The sequence below is a fragment of the Bifidobacterium castoris genome (assembly GCF_003952025.1).
Lineage (GTDB): Bacteria > Actinomycetota > Actinomycetes > Actinomycetales > Bifidobacteriaceae > Bifidobacterium > Bifidobacterium castoris.
On the sequence record NZ_QXGI01000004.1, the window covers coordinates 224,774 to 241,519 of the forward strand.

General features: G+C 68.0%; 11 protein-coding genes. 7 read left to right on the top strand and 4 right to left on the bottom strand.

Annotated features, from left to right (window positions below):
* Nucleotides 1-85 precede the first annotated feature (85 nt).
* Nucleotides 86-3,010: a preprotein translocase subunit SecA gene (gene secA, locus D2E22_RS06510; protein WP_126032270.1), complete on the top strand. Its 2,925-nt coding sequence runs from the start codon at nucleotides 86-88 to the stop codon at nucleotides 3,008-3,010.
* Between the two features lie 293 nt (nucleotides 3,011-3,303).
* Entirely contained in the window at nucleotides 3,304-4,353 is a 1,050-nt protein-coding gene (gene trpD / locus D2E22_RS06515; RefSeq protein WP_126032271.1) for an anthranilate phosphoribosyltransferase, read from the top strand.
* A gap of 30 nt (nucleotides 4,354-4,383) precedes the next feature.
* On the opposite strand, the gene D2E22_RS06520 is transcribed toward trpD, so the two are convergent.
* On the bottom strand, nucleotides 4,384-4,914 hold the full coding sequence (locus D2E22_RS06520; protein WP_126032272.1) for a hypothetical protein: 531 nt from the start codon (nucleotides 4,912-4,914) through the stop codon (nucleotides 4,384-4,386).
* 48 nt (nucleotides 4,915-4,962) lie between these two features.
* On the opposite strand from D2E22_RS06520, the gene D2E22_RS06525 reads away from it, so the two are divergent.
* Nucleotides 4,963-5,679, top strand: a complete 717-nt coding sequence (locus D2E22_RS06525) for a lysophospholipid acyltransferase family protein (protein ID WP_126032273.1) — start codon at nucleotides 4,963-4,965, stop codon at nucleotides 5,677-5,679.
* Nucleotides 5,680-5,793: 114 nt separating this feature from the next.
* Here the strand turns inward: D2E22_RS06525 and D2E22_RS06530 are convergent, their stop codons facing one another.
* The gene (locus D2E22_RS06530; protein ID WP_126032274.1) at nucleotides 5,794-7,875 is read right to left on the bottom strand and encodes a Stk1 family PASTA domain-containing Ser/Thr kinase; all 2,082 of its coding nucleotides are present in this window, start codon (nucleotides 7,873-7,875) and stop codon (nucleotides 5,794-5,796) included.
* A gap of 85 nt (nucleotides 7,876-7,960) precedes the next feature.
* On the bottom strand, nucleotides 7,961-9,049 hold the full coding sequence (locus tag D2E22_RS06535) for a polyprenyl synthetase family protein (protein ID WP_126032316.1): 1,089 nt from the start codon (nucleotides 9,047-9,049) through the stop codon (nucleotides 7,961-7,963).
* 260 nt (nucleotides 9,050-9,309) lie between these two features.
* On the opposite strand from D2E22_RS06535, the gene D2E22_RS06540 reads away from it, so the two are divergent.
* The 3 genes from D2E22_RS06540 to D2E22_RS06550 all read left to right on the top strand — a co-directional run bounded on the left by D2E22_RS06540 (nucleotide 9,310) and on the right by D2E22_RS06550 (nucleotide 14,165).
* Nucleotides 9,310-10,068, top strand: coding sequence for a hypothetical protein (locus D2E22_RS06540; RefSeq protein WP_126032275.1), 759 nt, complete (start codon nucleotides 9,310-9,312; stop codon nucleotides 10,066-10,068).
* A 151-nt stretch (nucleotides 10,069-10,219) separates the two neighbouring features.
* A complete protein-coding gene (locus D2E22_RS06545; RefSeq protein WP_126032276.1) occupies nucleotides 10,220-11,674 on the top strand; it encodes an RNA polymerase sigma factor in 1,455 nt (484 codons plus the stop codon).
* Nucleotides 11,675-11,831: 157 nt separating this feature from the next.
* The gene (locus D2E22_RS06550; protein ID WP_126032277.1) at nucleotides 11,832-14,165 is read left to right on the top strand and encodes a DNA gyrase/topoisomerase IV subunit B; all 2,334 of its coding nucleotides are present in this window, start codon (nucleotides 11,832-11,834) and stop codon (nucleotides 14,163-14,165) included.
* Nucleotides 14,166-14,198: 33 nt separating this feature from the next.
* Here the strand turns inward: D2E22_RS06550 and D2E22_RS06555 are convergent, their stop codons facing one another.
* Nucleotides 14,199-15,341, bottom strand: coding sequence for a glycosyltransferase family 4 protein (locus D2E22_RS06555; protein ID WP_126032278.1), 1,143 nt, complete (start codon nucleotides 15,339-15,341; stop codon nucleotides 14,199-14,201).
* A gap of 145 nt (nucleotides 15,342-15,486) precedes the next feature.
* Here D2E22_RS06555 and D2E22_RS06560 point away from each other — a divergent pair, with 145 nt between their 5' ends.
* The gene (locus D2E22_RS06560; protein WP_126032279.1) at nucleotides 15,487-16,719 is read left to right on the top strand and encodes an MFS transporter; all 1,233 of its coding nucleotides are present in this window, start codon (nucleotides 15,487-15,489) and stop codon (nucleotides 16,717-16,719) included.
* Nucleotides 16,720-16,746: the final 27 nt, after the last annotated feature.

The following is a 16,746-nucleotide window of genomic DNA, read 5'->3' on the forward strand; positions in this document are numbered from 1 at the left end:
GTAAACAGGTCGAAAAACGAAGGGGAAAATCCGCCGGTCCGGTATGGTGGATGATGTTAACGACCATCTCACAAAGGGAGTGACATTGGTAGACATCGTAGACAAGGCCCTGCGCATGGGCGAAGGCCGTCAGATCAAGCGCCTGGAGAACGTGGCTAAGGAGGTCAACGCGCTCGAGGACCAGATCTCGGCGCTGAGCGACGAGGAGCTCAAGGGGCAGACCGCCAAGTTCAAGGAGAGGCTCGCCAACGGCGCGACGCTCGACGACATCATGGCCGAGGCCTTCGCCACCGTGCGCGAGGTCTCGAAACGCACGCTCGGACAGCGCCACTTCGACGTCCAGCTCATGGGCGGCGCGGCGCTGCACTGGGGCAACATCGCCGAGATGAAGACCGGTGAAGGCAAGACGCTCGTCGCGACGCTGCCGAGCTACCTCAACGCGCTCGAGGGCAAGGGCGTGCACGTCATCACCGTCAACGACTACCTCGCCAGCTACCAGAGCGAGCTCATGGGCCGCATCTACCGATTCCTCGGCATGAGCGTTGGCTGCATCGTCACCGGCCAGAAGCCGCCGGAGCGCCGCAAGCAGTACAACGCGGACATCACCTACGGCACGAACAACGAATTCGGCTTCGACTACCTGCGCGACAACATGGCGTGGGAGAGGAACGAGCTCGTGCAGCGCGGCCACCACTACGCGATCGTCGACGAGGTCGACTCGATCCTCATCGACGAGGCGCGCACGCCGCTGATCATCTCCGGTCCGGCCGAGGGCGACGTGACGCGCTGGTACCGCCAGTTCGCCAAGCTCGTGCCCAAGCTCGTGCGCGACGAGGACTACGAGGTCGACGAGAAGAAGAAGACCGTCGGTATCCTCGATCCGGGCATCACGAAGATTGAGGACTACCTCGGCATCGACAACCTGTACGAGCCGGGCAACACGGCGCTCATCGGCTACCTCAACAACGCGATCAAGGCCAAGGAGCTGTTCCTGCGCGACCGCGACTACGTCGTCACCGGCGGCGAGGTGCTCATCGTCGACGAGCACACCGGCCGCATCCTGCCGGGCCGCCGCTACAACGAGGGCCTGCACCAGGCGATCGAGGCGAAGGAGAACGTCGAGGTCAAGGCCGAGAACCAGACCTTCGCGACGATCACGCTGCAGAACTACTTCCGCATGTACGACAAACTCGCCGGCATGACCGGCACCGCCGAAACCGAGGCCGCCGAGTTCATGGGCACCTACAAGCTCGGCGTGCTGCCGATTCCGACGAATCGCCCGATGATCCGCCAGGACAAGGACGACCTCATCTTCCGCACGAAGAAGGAGAAGCTCCAGGCGATCGTCAAGGACGTCGCGGAACGCCACAAGAAGGGCCAGCCGGTCCTGCTGGGCACCGCGTCCGTCGAGGCCTCGGAGGTCGTTTCCTCGCTGCTCGACGTCGTCGAGATCCCGCACAAGGTCCTCAACGCGAAGCAGCACGAGAAGGAGGCGGCCGTCGTCGCCGTCGCCGGCCGCAAGGGCGCCGTGACCGTCGCGACGAACATGGCCGGCCGAGGCACCGACATCATGCTCGGCGGCAACGTCGAGTTCCTCGCCGACGCCAAGCTCAAGGAGGAGGGCTACTCGCCGGAGGACACGCCGGAGGAGTACGAGAAGCTGTGGCCCGAGACGCTCAAGCAGATCAAGGAGCAGGTCAAGGACGAGCATGAGGAGGTCGTCGAGCTCGGCGGCCTGTACGTGCTCGGCACCGAGCGCCACGAGTCGCGCCGCATCGACAACCAGCTGCGCGGCCGTTCCGGCCGTCAGGGCGATCCGGGCGAATCGCGCTTCTACCTGAGCCTCGAGGACGACCTGATGCGCCTGTTCAACACGCAGCTCGTCGCGCGCGTCATGGCCAAGGGCATGCCGGATGGCGAGCCGATCGAGTCGAAGGCCGTCTCCAAGGGCGTGCGCAACGCGCAGAAGGCCGTCGAATCGCGCAACTTCGAGATCCGCAAGAACGTCCTCAAGTACGACGACGTGATGAACAAGCAGCGCACCGTCATCTATTCCGAGCGCCAGGCGGTGCTCAAGGGCGAGGACATCCACGAGGACATCGAGCGCTTCATCACGGACACCGTCACGAGCTACGTGACCGGCGCCAAGCACGGCTCCGACAAGCCGAAGGACTGGGACTGGGACGGCATGCTCAAGGCCATGCGCGGGCTCTTCCCGACGGGCGTGGGCGAGGATGAGGCCAAGGAGGCCGCCGAGGGCCTCAAGGGCGAGAAGGCCGTCGACGCCGTCGTCGCGCTCTTCGTCAAGGACGCGCAGGAGCAGTACGCGCAGTTCGAGGACAAGCTCGGCGAAGAGGGCCTGCGCACGCTCGAGCGCCGCGTCGTGCTCGCCGTGCTCGACCGCAAGTGGCGCGAGCACCTCTACGAGATGGACTACCTCAAGGACGGCATCGGCCTGCGCGGCATGGGCCAGCGCGATCCGCTCGTCGAATACCAGCGCGAAGGCTACCAGATGTACAACTCGATGATCGAGGCGATCAAGGAGGAGTCCATCCAGCTGCTGTTCCATGTGGACGTCGATTCGGTCGCGCAGACGCAGGACCATGAGGACATGGCCCAGGACGTCACCGACGACCAGGTCGTCGACGAGGCCGAGGTCGCGCTCGGCGAAGGCGTCGGCGTCGATGAGCTCGACTCGGACGAGGTGCGCATCGTCGAACCGGAGGAGCCGTCGAAGTACGACGACACGGCCGACGAAACGGCCGTCGCGCTCGGCGACGCGGTCAAGGAGGAGGTCGAGGACGTCGACGACGAGGCTCATGGCATCGTCGGACCGGCGCCGATCTCGCACGCCGAGGGCAAGGTCCCGACGAACAAGCGCCCGAAGAACGAGGAACTCAAGACGCCGTGGGCGGACGGCCGCACGTTCCCGGGCACGCCGAAGAACGCGCAGTGCCCGTGCGGTTCGGGACGCAAGTACAAGCTGTGCCACGGCCGGAACGAGCAGTGAGCTGACCGTCCTGCGTCAATCGGGACATGACGGGGCGAGGGGTGCCGCAGCCGTAACGGCTGCGGCACCCCTCGCCGTTTCCGTTGCCGGATGATGCCCATGCGGACGTCATCGAGGGCGGAGGGCGACGATTGCGGGCGCACGGGCGCCCATCGTCGTTGCGGCGGCCCGATCGCGGTGGGACATGGGCCGTTCGCCCAGGCACATGACCATGATGCGGGAATCGAAACGGCTTCGTTGCATGTCCTTCATAGACTGGTCGGTGCATTGCACGATACCGATGAGGAGAGGTCATGGCCGACATCACCTGGAAAACGATCCTGACGAAGCTCGTGAAGGGCGAGCATCTGAGCGCCGAGGAATCCGCATGGTTCGTCGACGATCTCATGCAGGGCAACGCGCAGCCGGCGGCCGTCGGCGCCGTGCTTGCGACGCAGCAGCAGCTGGGTCTGACGGCCGACGAGGTCTCCGGCGCGGCGAAGGCGATGGTGTCGCACGCCGTGCCGCTCGACGTGGACCGTGAATGCACCGACATCGTCGGCACCGGCGGCGACGGCGCGCACACCGTCAACCTGTCGACGATGGGCGCTGTCATCGCGGCCGCCGCCGGCGTCATGATCGTCAAGCACGGCAACCGCGCGGCGAGCTCGAAATGCGGCGCCGCCGACTGCCTCGAGGCGCTCGGCCTGCCGCTCGACCTCAAGCCGCAGGCCGTCGCCGAGATCGCCGACGAGGTGGGCATCACCTTCGCGTTCGCGAAGACCTTCCATCCGGCGATGCGCTTCGTCGGGCCGGTGCGCGCCGCTCTCGGCGTGCCGTGCGTCTTCAACGTGCTCGGGCCGTTGACGAACCCGGCGGCCCCGAAGCACATGGCGATCGGCTGCGCGAACCGGGCGATGAGCCCGGTCATGGCCGCCGTCTACGCGGCGAACGGCCAAAGCGGCATGGTGTACACGTCGAACGAGGGACTCGACGAGATGGCGCCGACCGGACCGATCTCGGTGTGGGAGTTCAAGGACGGTGAGGTCGCCGAGACGGTCTTCGACCCGATCGAGGAACTGGGGCTCGCGAAGGTCACGATCGACGACCTGCGCGGCGGTGAGCCGGACTACAACGCGCAGGCCGCGCGCGACCTGTTCGCCGGCAAGGACGTGCCGTTCCGCACGACGGCGCTGCTCAACGCCGCGTCGGCGATCGTCGCAGACGGTTCGCTCATCGACGCCGACGCGCCGCTTGCCGAACGCTTCCGCAGCGCCTACGCGATCGCCGAACGCGCCGTCGACGACGGCGGGGCGCAGGAGCTGCTCGACAAGTGGATCGCCGTCGCGAAGAGCAAGGCCTGAGCCGATGCGGCGCCCGCGCGGCCAGGGAGGTCAGACGCGGGCGCCGTTGTCCGAATCGTCGTCGTGGATGACGTCGCGGCCCTCATGCTGCGCGATGAGGCCGCCCGCCCCGATGAGGATGCACAGCGCGGATGCGAGGCCGACGATGCCGACGACGTGCGGCAGGCAGGCGGCGACGATGACGCCGATGACGCCGACCGCGAGGATCGCCGCGCATACGAGCTTCGAGACGCGGATGCCCCTGAGCGACGGGTTCGGCGCCGAGAATCCCATGCCGTCACGGTCGAGGACGTCGTCGGTGTCGAGCCAGCTGCTCGTGTAGTCGCGCGGTCCGCGTCCCGCGCCGGTGAACGCCTCGTCGGACAGGTCGTCGACGGTGAGCATCGCCTTCTTCTCCTCGCGCTTGACGTGGCGGTCGAACCTCTTCGCCGTGCGCGAGCGCTCGACATCCTCGAGCTCGCCTGCGTGGTCGTTGAGGAAGGTCTCCCAGTCGTCGCGTCCGGACGCATCGTCCCGTCGACGCGCGCCGCCGTCGTTGCTGCTATTGTTGAGGTCGGTCATGACCACTACTGTAGCAAGCGGAATGTGAAGCGCGTAAGGAGACTTCGGATGCTGTACTGGTTTTTCGTCAAGACGCTCGGGCCGATTGCGCGGCGGCGCTTCAATCCGACGGCCGAGGGCCTGGAACACATCCCGCATGAGGGGGGCGCGATCATCGCCGCGAACCATCTGGCGGTCATCGACGACGCGCTGCTGCCGATGACCTGCCCGCGCATGATCCACTTCATGGGCAAGGCCGAGTACTTCGAAGGCAAGGGCCTCAAGGGACGCTTCAAGAAATGGTGGTTCACGTCGGTCGGCGTCTTCCCGGTCGACCGCTCCGGAGGATCCAAGTCGCTCGGCGCGCTCGAGCACGCGCGTGAGATCATCGAGAACGGCGAGCTGTTCGGCATCCACATCGAGGGCACGCGCAGCCCCGACGGCCGCCTGTACAAGGGGCACACCGGCGCCGCGCGCCTCGCGCTCGAGACAGGCTGCCCGATCGTGCCGGCCGCGATCATCGGTTCGCGCGAACTGCAGCGACCCGGTCAGGTCATCCCCGGCAAGGGCAGCAGCAAGGTCGTTTACGGCGAGCCGATCGCCGTGGAGAAGACGCCGGCCGACGAGGTCACGCACGAGCAGCTGCGCGGACTGACCGACGAGGTCACGCGCCGCATCGAGGCGATGAGCGGACAGGAGTACGTGCCCGAATACGCGCAGGTCGTCAAGAAGCAGATGCAGCAGGAGCAGGCAGCGATCGACGAGGCGGCGCAACCTGCGCGCTAGGCCGCGCACCGTGCGTTGACGGGGCGCGAGAAGGGGCGGCGACGATGCCATCATCGTCGCCGCCCCTTCCATCGTATGGCCACGGCGTATCCGGGATGTGCGGATGTCCGCGCGTCACACGACGCGGATCGTCACCGTCGTCGGATCGCCGTCCTTCGTGCGCTTCGGCACATCGGAGCCCGCCTCCGGATCCTGACCCTGCACGCGGTGCAGCACGTCCACGCCGAGCGGCTTGTCGATCTTGACGTTGAGTCCGAGCGCCTCGAGCTCCTTCTGCGCGTCCTGCGTCGACTTGCCGACGACGTTCGGCATCTTCACGGTCTCCGGACCCTTCGAGACCGTCACCGTAACTGCGTCGCCCCAATGCAGCGTCGAGCCCGCGTCCTGGGATGTGTAGAGGACATGGCCCGCGGCGACGCTGTCGCTGTACTCCTCGTTGAACGTGACCTCGAGCTTGTCGTCCTCGAGCGTCTTCTGCGCGTAGTCCTTCGTCTGGCCGATCAGATCGGGCATCTGCACCGGCATCGGGCCCTTCGACAGCACGACGTCGACGGTCTCGTTGTGCGCGATCGTCGTGCCCGGACCCGGCGTGATGCTGATGACCATGCCCTGCGGCACGTCGAGCGACCATTCGTCGGTGTCGTCCGAATGCTCGATGTGTTCGATGCCCGCCTGCTTGAGCGCGGTGAGCGGGTCGTCGGACGATTCGATGTCCTTGGGAATCGTCACCTGCTGGATGCCGAGCGAGACGACGACCTTGACCGTCTGCTCGTGGCGCTTGCTCACATGCGCGTCGACATAGGCCGGATCGGTGGAGATGACGTCGCCCTCCGGCACGTCGTCGCTGTGGGCGCGGCTCACCTCGTAGTGGATGTCTGAGACCTTGAGTGCGCTTTCGTAGCTCTTCCAGTCGACGCCGGTGATCTTGCACGGCGCGTTCTGCTCGCATTTGAGCCCCTCCGGCATCGGCATCGTGTTGTAGCTGCCGGGACCCGCGTAGTACCACCATGCCCAGGTGCCGCCGGCGGCGAGCACGGCGACGATCGCGACGATGATGCCGACGATGAGTCCGACATGGCGTTTACGTCGCGGCTGCATCGCCGTCGGGTTGTCATCGCCGCCGAAGGGGGGCTCCGCAGTGGGGGAGCCGGACGCCGATGCGGGAGACGGCATCGCGATCGTGCCCGTCGGATCGTCGTTGCCGCGCGGCGCGGTGCCGCTGTGCATGCGCGCCATCGGCTGCGCGGCCGACTGCGGCTGAGCGGCCGCGGCGTTCGCGGCGAGCGTCGACATCGCCGTCGTCGGCTGCGCCTCAGGATCGTAGCGGTAACGCAGCGCGTCGGGAGGCAGCGTGCGCATGAGCTCCTGAAGGCGGTCGAGCGCGACCGACGCGTCCGCCGGACGGTCGGCGACGTCTCGGTTCGTCAGGCTTGAGACGAAGCGCGCGACGCGCGGATCGATGCCGGCGCACACGGTCGCGACCGAAGGCACGTTCTCGTTGACGTGCTTGAAGACCATCGTCACCGGGTTGTCGGTCTGGAAGGGCACGCGGCCGGCGAGCATCTCCCAGGCCATGATGCCGACCGAGTAGCAGTCGCCCTGCGGCAGCGCCTCGTTGTCGCTGATCATCTCGGGCGCGAGGTACGCGGCCGTGCCCAACAGCATGCCGGTCGACGAGAGCGTGGCCTGCGAGATCGCCTTCGCGAGGCCGAAGTCGGTGATCTGGACGCGGCCGCGGCTGTTGATCAGGATGTTCTCTGGCTTGATGTCACGATGCACGACGCGCGCCGCATGCGCGGCCGCCAGGCCGCCGAGCGTCTCGGCGACGACGCGCAGCGTCTCGCGCACGCTGAACGTGCGCTTGCGTTGCATCTCGGCGCGCAGGTTGACGCCTTTGACGTATTCCATGACGAGGTAATCGAGGCCGTCGTTCTCGCCTGTGTCGTAGACCTGCACGATGTTGGGGCTCGCGATCGAGGCGGCCGCGTTCGCCTCGCGGTGGAACCTCGCGATGAACTGCTCGCGGTACGGCCCCTGCGCGAGCTGCTGGTGCATGATCTTGAGCGCGACGTCGCGCCCGAGCCTGACGTCCACCGCCTGGTAGACGGTGGCCATGCCGCCGTCCGCGATCTTGCGCACGATGCGGTAGCGGCCGTCGACGAGCCTGTCCTTGGGCATATCCTGCGCTTCACTCATGCTTGATCCGTCGTATCCCTTACCCGAAGATGGTGTGCGGCCATGACGGCCGATGACGTGGTCATTCTACATGGTGGTGTGCTGCTCATGCGCGCGCCGACTGAGGGATGAACCGCGCGCAGATCGCGGTCAGGCGCGCGTTCGCCTGGCCGTCGAGGCCCATCGCGTCGATCGCGGCGCACGTGCGCTCCCACATTTCGCCGATGCGCGCGTAGGAGCGCTCGATCGCGCCGGTCGAGCGCATCAGCGCCGTGACGCGTTCGACGTCCGACGCCCCGCGCCGGCGCTTCGCGTAGATGCGCGTGAGTTCGCGCGCCTCCTTCGGCGATGCGGCGCGCAACGCGTCCGACAGCAGCACCGTGCGCTTGCCTTCGCGGATGTCGCCGCCGACGGGCTTGCCGGTCTGCCTCGACGAGCCGATGACGTCGATGAGGTCGTCGGCGAGCTGGAAGGCGACCCCGAGAGGCCAGCCGATCGCCATCGCGTGGCGCGTCGCATCCTCATGGTCCATGCCGGCGGCGAGGAACGCGAGCTCGAGCGGCGCGATCGTCGTATAGCTCGCCGTCTTCCATCGGAACACCTCGTAGGAGGCCTTGCCGAGCCTGTCCGGATCGTTCAGTGGCATCCTCTCGATCGCCAGGTCGAGCACCTGTCCGATCTCCACCTCATGGTGCATCGTGGTGAACGCGCGGCGCAGCTCCCTCGATTGCGGGATGTCGAGCCGCTGGCTCGCGTCGTCCATGATCGCCGTGCAGGCTGTGGCGAGCAGATCGCCGAGCATGACTCCCAGACCCCGGCCGATCGCCTCGCTGTGCGTCGCTTGTTCGAGCGCGCGGTGCGCCGACGGCTTGCCTCGTCGCAGGTCGGCGTCGTCGATGATGTCGTCGTGCACGAGCGCCGCCGTCTGGAACACCTCGATCGCGCAGGCGATGTCGAGCATCGCGGCGCGGCGATCCCCGCCCGCGTCCGGCGCGAGCAGATCATAGGTCTCGAGCGCGAGCAGCGCGCGCAGTCTTTTGCCCCCCTCGCTCGAGACGACGGCCTGGTCGATCGTGCGCTCGAGCGTGTCGTCGAGCTCCGGCGGGATGTCGGCCTGTCTGGCCAACCCCGCGTATTCGCGCACGAGCGCGCCGATTCGCGATTCGATCTGCTGCAAGTCAGTGGAGGGGCTCATAGCTGCCATTCACCCACAGCGTTGCGACAATCGCCGGCGTCCCGCGGCGCACGCCCGGCCGTCTTCGACGACGCATGGCGCGGTGGATTCCTCCGGACGCGAATTGTGGACAAGCGCACCGTCCGTACACATGCCCCGGCCCGGCTGGACACGGCCCGGCCCACGCGGCGAGAGTGGAGAGGCGGACGGGCTCGCGGGTCCGGCCGCGGCCGGCCGGTGCGGCCGGCGCAACAGGACCGACGGGACGAACGGAGGAGACGATGGACGAGAACATCGAGACGAACGAAGGCATCGAGGCGAGTGGCGCGACGGCGGACGGCGAGACGCGACGCGGCCCGGGGGAGGCGGCCGGGTCCGCGGGCGTGATGTTCGTCCCCCTCGAAGGATTCGAGCCCGACGAGGAACGGCTCGTCGACGAACGCGACGCCGCGTGCTGCGAGGCGCTGCACGAGCGCTACCGCGAGCGCTGCCGCGACCGCGGTCCCGGCGAGGCGACCGGCGAACGGTTCGCCGAGGTGTGCGCCGACTGGCTCGCATGGCTCGACGCCGACGGATTCGACCCCTTCGACTGCGAAGCGGACAAGCTGTGCGCGCTCGCCGTGCTGATGACCGATTCGCTCGCCTCGCGCGACGCGCTCATCATGACGCTTGTGGGATCCCCCGACGTGCATGACGCAGCGGATTTCGTCGGCTTCGCCGTGCATCCGCACGCGCCCGGCAACGCCGCGCGGATGGAGCGCGAACTCAATGCGGCGTTCGCAAAGCCGGAGCCCCCCGACGTCGAACGCATCCTGCGCGGCGTCGAGATCTGCGAGCGCGCCGCGCAGATCGTGCCCGACGGCTTCGCCGCGCATCCGCTCGCCGTCGCCTCCTACGGGATGTGGTGGATCGGCGACGCCCGCGCGCTCGGGACGGCGGCGCATGCGATCATGCTCGACGAGGGGATGCGCCTGGCCGGCATCATCCTGGCGGCGCTGCTGCGCGGCGTCGTGCCGCAGTGGCTGGGGCGTCGGCCGTGAGGCGGCCGGTGGCGTGCGCCCGGACGTGGAATAATCGTCCCCGCGACATGGTTAACTCACTTAGTGCGCGACTTGCCCTTGCCGTAACTATGCCCTCACGGAGGGGCGCGGCCCGGGCGTCGCATGATCATGAGCGAGCAGGAGGAACAGTTTGGCCACGAAGCGAACGGCGAACACCACGGACAAGTCGGAAGACAAGGACACCTCCACCGTCGAGGGCGCCTCCGCCGCGCAGGGGACGTCGGCCAAGCCGGCGAAGCGCACGCGCAAGAGCCCGTCCGCCAAATCGGGCGCGGGCAAGGCAACGGCGAAGAAGAAGGCCTCGTCGGCCCAGGACGAGGCCACGAAGCAGCCGCGCAGGAGCACGGCGAAGAAGAGCTCCAAGAAGGAGACGGCCAAGCGCTCCGCCCAGCCCGAGGACGACGAGGACGTGATGCTCGACGAGGACGACGAGCAGATCGACGAGGACAACCTCGACCTCGACGAGGACCTCGACGCCGTCGACGGCCAGGATGCGGACGACGACGAGGAAGGCGAGGAATCGGAACCGGAGCCCGAAGAGGACGAGGAGGACGAGAAGAAGCGCGAGGAGCCCAAGGAGAAGGGCGCTTTCGTCGTGCGCGACGACGATGACGACGAGACGCTCGCCCCGACCGGCGCGAACCCGCGCCGCCGCGTCGTCACGACCGGCGCGACGGCCGACCCGGTCAAGGACTACCTCAAGCAGATCGGCCGCGTCTCGCTGCTCAACGCCGAACAGGAGGTCGACCTGTCCGAACGCATCGAGGCGGGCCTGTACGCGCAGCATCTGCTCGACACCGAAGGCGACGAGCTCGACTTCAAGCGCAGGCGCGAGCTCAAATGGGCGGCCGCCGACGGCAAGAAGGCCAAGGACCACCTGCTCGAGGCGAACCTCAGGCTCGTCGTCTCGCTCGCCAAGCGCTACACGGGACGCGGCATGCTCTTCCTCGACCTCATCCAGGAAGGCAACCTCGGCCTGATCCGCGCCGTCGAGAAGTTCGACTGGAAGAAGGGCTTCAAGTTCTCCACCTACGCGACCTGGTGGATCCGTCAGGCGATCACGCGCGCGATGGCCGATCAGGCGCGCACGATCCGAGTGCCGGTGCACATGGTCGAGGTGATCAACAAGCTGTCGCGCGTCCAGCGCCAGATGCTGCAGGACCTCGGCCGCGAGCCCACGCCCGACGAGCTTGCGCGCGAGCTCGACATGCCGGTCGAGAAGGTGCAGGAGGTGCAGAAGTACGGCCGCGAGCCGATATCGCTGCACACGCCGCTCGGCGAGGACGGCGATTCGGAGTTCGGCGACCTCATCGAGGACACCGACGCGATCGCGCCGTCGGATGCCGTCGCCTTCTCGCTGCTGCAGGAGCAGTTCCGTCAGGTGCTCGAGACGCTCTCGCCGCGGGAGGCGGGCGTCATCAAGATGCGCTACGGTCTCGAGGACGGCCAGCCGAAGACGCTCGACGACATCGGCCGCGTCTACGGCGTGACGCGTGAGCGCATCCGCCAGATCGAGTCGAAGACGATGTCGAAGCTGCGCCATCCGTCACGTTCGCAGACGCTGCGCGACTTCCTCGACCAGTGACGCCGTCCGGCGGACGGACGACGGCGCTGCGGCCCGCCCGGTACGGGCCGCAGCGGCACAGAAGCGCGGGCCATGCGGCTGCGCGCTTTTTTGCATGACAGCCCTTTGTCATGACAGACGGGCGGCCGGACGGCCGCCGCAACCAGGAAGGCGGAAGATGGCGAAGAAAGACTACGGCGCCGACTCGCTGACGGTCCTCGAAGGCCTCGACGCGGTGCGCAAGCGCCCCGGCATGTACATCGGCACGACCGACACCCAGGGCCTCATGCACTGCCTGTGGGAGATCATCGACAACGCCGTCGACGAGGCGCTCGCCGGCGCGTGCACGCACATCGTCGTCACGTTGCACAAGGACGGATCGGTCGAGGTCGCCGACAACGGCCGCGGCATCCCGGTCGACGTCGAGCCGAAGACGAAGCTCACCGGCGTCGAGGTCGTGCTCACGAAGCTGCATGCCGGCGCGAAGTTCGGCAACGCCTCGTACAACGCGGCCGGAGGCCTGCACGGCGTCGGTTCGTCGGTCGTCAACGCGCTGAGCTCGAGGCTCGACGTCGAGGTCGACCGCAACGGCAACACGTACCATATGGCCTTCCATCAGGGGCATCCGGGCGTCTACTCCGACGCCGACCCGGCGCACCCGTCGCCGGACGCGCCGTTCAAGAAGACGCGCAAGAACCGGCCGACCGAGCTCGAGATCATCGGCCGCGTCACGCCGAAGACGACCGGCACGCGCATCCGCTACTGGGCCGATCCGGAGATCTTCAACGACACGGCGCGCTTCGACTACGAGCAGCTCATCGACCGTGTGCGCCAGACGAGCTTCCTCGTGCCCGGACTCAAGATCGACGTCATCGACGAACGCATCGAGGAAACCGGCGACGAGCGGATCGACGAGCTCATCGAGGACGACATCGACGTCGCGCGGGCCGCGGCCGCGGAGACTGCCGACGACGAGGACGACGCGATCGAACGCGCCTCGGCCGGCGACGACGCGATCGCGCGCACCGAGGCCGAGAACGCGCAGCAGAGGGCCGAGGCCGGCGTCGCGACGACGCTCGAGCCCGAGGTCGCGCCGACGCGGTCCGCGGCGCCGACGCCCGGACACCGCAGGGTCGAGGAGTTCCGCCACACCGGCGGCGTCGTCGACTTCGTCGACTTCCTCTCGCATGGCGAGCCCGTCTCGAACATCTGGAGGATCACCGGGCAGGGCACCTACCACGAGGAGACGCAGGCCGTCGACGAGCACGGCGACCTGCACGCGCAGGACGTCACGCGCACATGCGACGTCGACATCGCGCTGCGCTGGGTCAACGGCTACGACACGACGATCCGCAGTTTCGTCAACGTCGTGGCGACGCCCGGCGGCGGCATGCATGTCGACGGCTTCCTCAACGCCGTCACCAGGCAGGTGCGCAAGGCCGTCGAGGACAACGCGCGCAAGCTCAAGGTGAACCTCAAGGACCCGAAGATGAAGGTCGAGCGCGACGACATCCTCGCCGGCCTCGTCGCCGTCGTCACCGTGCGCATCGCCGAGCCGCAGTTCCAGGGGCAGACGAAGGACGTGCTCGGCACCGCGCAGGTCAAGCCGGTCGTCACGCGCATCGTCGACAGGCAGTTCGCCGAGATGATCACCGGCTCCAGGCGCGGCTACAAGGAGCAGTCGTCGCGTGTGCTCGAGAAGATCGTCGGCGAGATGCACGCGCGCATCCAGGCGCGCAAGACGAAGGAAGTCGCGCGCCGCAAGACCGCGCTCGAATCGGCGAGCATGCCGCCCAAGCTCTCCGACTGCCAGCCGGGCAACGACGACGTCGCCGAACTGTTCATCGTCGAGGGCGATTCGGCGCTCGGCACGGCGAAGGCGGCGCGCAACTCGGCGTTCCAGGCGCTGCTGCCGATCCGCGGCAAGATCCTCAACGTGCAGAAGGCGTCGCTCGCGCAGATGCTGTCCAACAAGGAGTGCGCGGCGATCATCCAGGTCGTCGGCGCCGGCTCGGGCGCCTCCTTCGATCTTGAGCAGGCGCGCTACAACAAGGTCATCATGATGACCGACGCCGACGTCGACGGCGCGCACATCCGCACGCTGCTGCTCACGCTGTTCTACCGCTACATGCGTCCGCTCATCGAGGCCGGCCACGTGTACGCGGCCGTGCCGCCGCTGCACCGCATCGCGCTGACGGGGCCGCGCAAGGGCGAATACATCTACACGTACTCCGACGACGAGCTCGCCGGCAGGCTCGAACAGCTCGAACGCGACCACATCGCCTACGCCGACGACATCCAGCGCTACAAGGGCCTGGGTGAGATGGACGCGAACCAGCTCGCCGACACGACGATGGATCCGCGCACGCGCCTGCTGCGCCGCATCCGCATGGAGGACGCCGAGCGCGCCAACGCCATCTTCAGCCTGCTCATGGGCGACGAGGTGCCGCCTCGCAGGCAGTTCATCGTCGACAACGCCGACGACTTCGACCGTTCGAAGATCGACACCTGATCCGCCGCCGGACGCGCTCGCCGGACGGCGCCGTCAGCGGCGGCGTCCGGCGAGCGCGCGGCGGTAGACCTCCTCGACCTGGTCGGCGACCGTCGCCACGTCGTAGCGGGCGAGCAGGCCCAGTTCGCGCTCATGCAGCGCCTGCGCCCAGTCCGGGTCGGTCAGCGCGCGGCGGATGCGTTCGGCGAGCACGCGCGCATGGTCGGCGCCGACGTCGAAGAGCGCGTCCCGGTCGTCGAGCAACGTCGAACGGTAGCCGGGATTGTCCCCGGCAAGTGTGACGCCCGCTCCCGACGCAATCGCCTCGAGCAGCACGATGCCGAAGGATTCGCCGCCGGTGGCGGGGAAGACGGCGACGTCGGCGTCCGCAAGCAGCGCCGGCTTGTCCTCCTCCTCGACGAAGCCGAGGAACTCGACCGGCGTGCGCAACGTCGCGGCGCGCCGGCGGCATTCGTCGAGCAGCGGCCCCTTGCCGGCGAATCTGACATGGAAGCCTTCGGGGAACAGGTCGTGTGCCTCGCCGTAGGCGATCGCGTCGAGCAGCAGCTCGGCGCCTTTGCGCGGCACGAAGCGTCCGAGGAACACCGCGAGCGGGTCGCCGGACTTCGAGGGGCGCGTCGGCATGGATGCGGCGGCGTATTTCCCTGTATCGACCGGGTTCGGGATGACGACGCCGCGCACATGCGCGGTCGTCTCGGCGTAGCGCGCGGCGACCTGCGAGACGGCTACGACCTCGTCGACGCGCCGGTGCGTCGACGCGTCGATCAGACCGAGCAGGCGGCCGCCGACGCGCGACGCCAGGTCGGCGGAGGCGATGTGGTAGGTCGCGACGACGCCGGTGGCCGGCGCGGCGAGCGAAAGCACGCGCCCGGCCATGAACGGGCTGTACGGGGCCTGCACATGCAGGATGTCGAAGTCGTGGTCGGCGAGTGCGCGCCGGATGCGCGCGCGGCTCGCCGGCAGCGGGATGCGCATGCGGTTGCCGTTGAAGCGCACCATGACGTTCCTGGAGAGCGGGTGGGTGTCCGGCACGGGGGAGTTGTGCGTCTCGCCGACGAGATAATGCACGTCATGGCCCCGGCGCCGCAGCTCCTCGCCGAGCGTGACGATATGCTGCTGCACGCCGTCGAGCACGTCGAGCGTGTCGTCGAAGACGAATCCGATGGTCAAAGGCATAGGCGCCAGTCTATGCCCGTGAAACGACGGGCGAGGCGCGCGGCGCATCCGGCGCGCATATGACGATTTTCTTGTCGAGGGAATATAATTTGTCCGTCGACCCCGCGTTCCGCACGTTCCCGTACGACCCCCACAAGGAGGCGGCATGGCCAATCTGCTGCTGGCGATCATCTATCTCGCGTTCATCTCGCTTGGCCTGCCCGACGGCCTGCTCGGCGCCGCCTGGCCGACGATGAGTGGCCAGCTCGGAGCGCCGCTGTCCTGGGCCGGCGGCATCTCGATGGTCATCAGCGCCGGCACGATCGTCTCCGCGCTGCTGAGCGACCGGCTGACGCTGCGCTTCGGCGCGGGGCGCGTGACGGCCACGTCGGTCGGGCTGACGGCGCTCGCGCTGTTCGGCTTCTCGGTCGCGCCGAACTACTGGACGCTGCTGCTGATGGCCGTCCCGTACGGTCTGGGCGCCGGGGGCGTCGACGCCGCCCTGAACAACTATGTGGCCGTCCACTACACGAGTCGGCATATGAGCTGGCTGCATTGCATGTGGGGCGTCGGCGCGCTGCTCGGCCCGTACATGATGGGCTTCGCGCTTTCGCGCCAATACGGCTGGCAGTGGGGATACCGTTCGGTCGGCGTGCTTCAGGTCGTGCTGACGGTCGTCCTCGTATGCAGCCTGCCGTTGTGGCGCAGGCGCGCGGCCTCGCCGACGCAGGCCGCCCGGGCGCTCGACGCGGGCGACGATCCCGGCCGGACGGTGGCGGCCGGGGAGGGGACGCGCAGGCCGCTCGGCCTGGCCGGCGTGCTGCGCATCCGCGGCGCCGCGCAGATCCTCATCATGTTCTTCTGCTACTGCTCGATCGAGCAGACGGCGATCCTGTGGGCGAGCAGCTACATGGCCGGCGTCGACCATGTGGATCCGCAGGCGGCCGCGAACTACGCGAGCCTCGTGTTCATCGGCATCACCGTCGGCAGGTTCGTCAGCGGATTCCTGACGATGAGGCTCAGCGATGCGCGGATGATCGGGCTCGGCGCAGCGATAGTCGTCGTCGGCATCGTGGTGATGGTGCTGCCGGTGGCGGGCGTGTGGAACTCGGTCGCGGGCCTCGTCGTCATCGGCCTTGGCTGCGCGCCGGTCTATCCGTGCATCATCCATTCGACGCCCTCGTATTTCGGCGCCGACAAGTCGCAGGCGATCGTCGGCGTGCAGATGGCGAGCGCCTACATCGGCACGATGCTGATGCCGCCGCTGTTCGGCCTGATCGCGCAGCATACGGCGCTCAGGCTGCTGCCGTGGTATCTGCTCGCGTTCACCGCCGGGCTGATCGCCATGCACGAATGGCTGCGCGCGCTGCGCCGCGACTCGATGCACCCGCTCGGCTGAGCGGCGCCGACGCCGACTTGCGCCGGC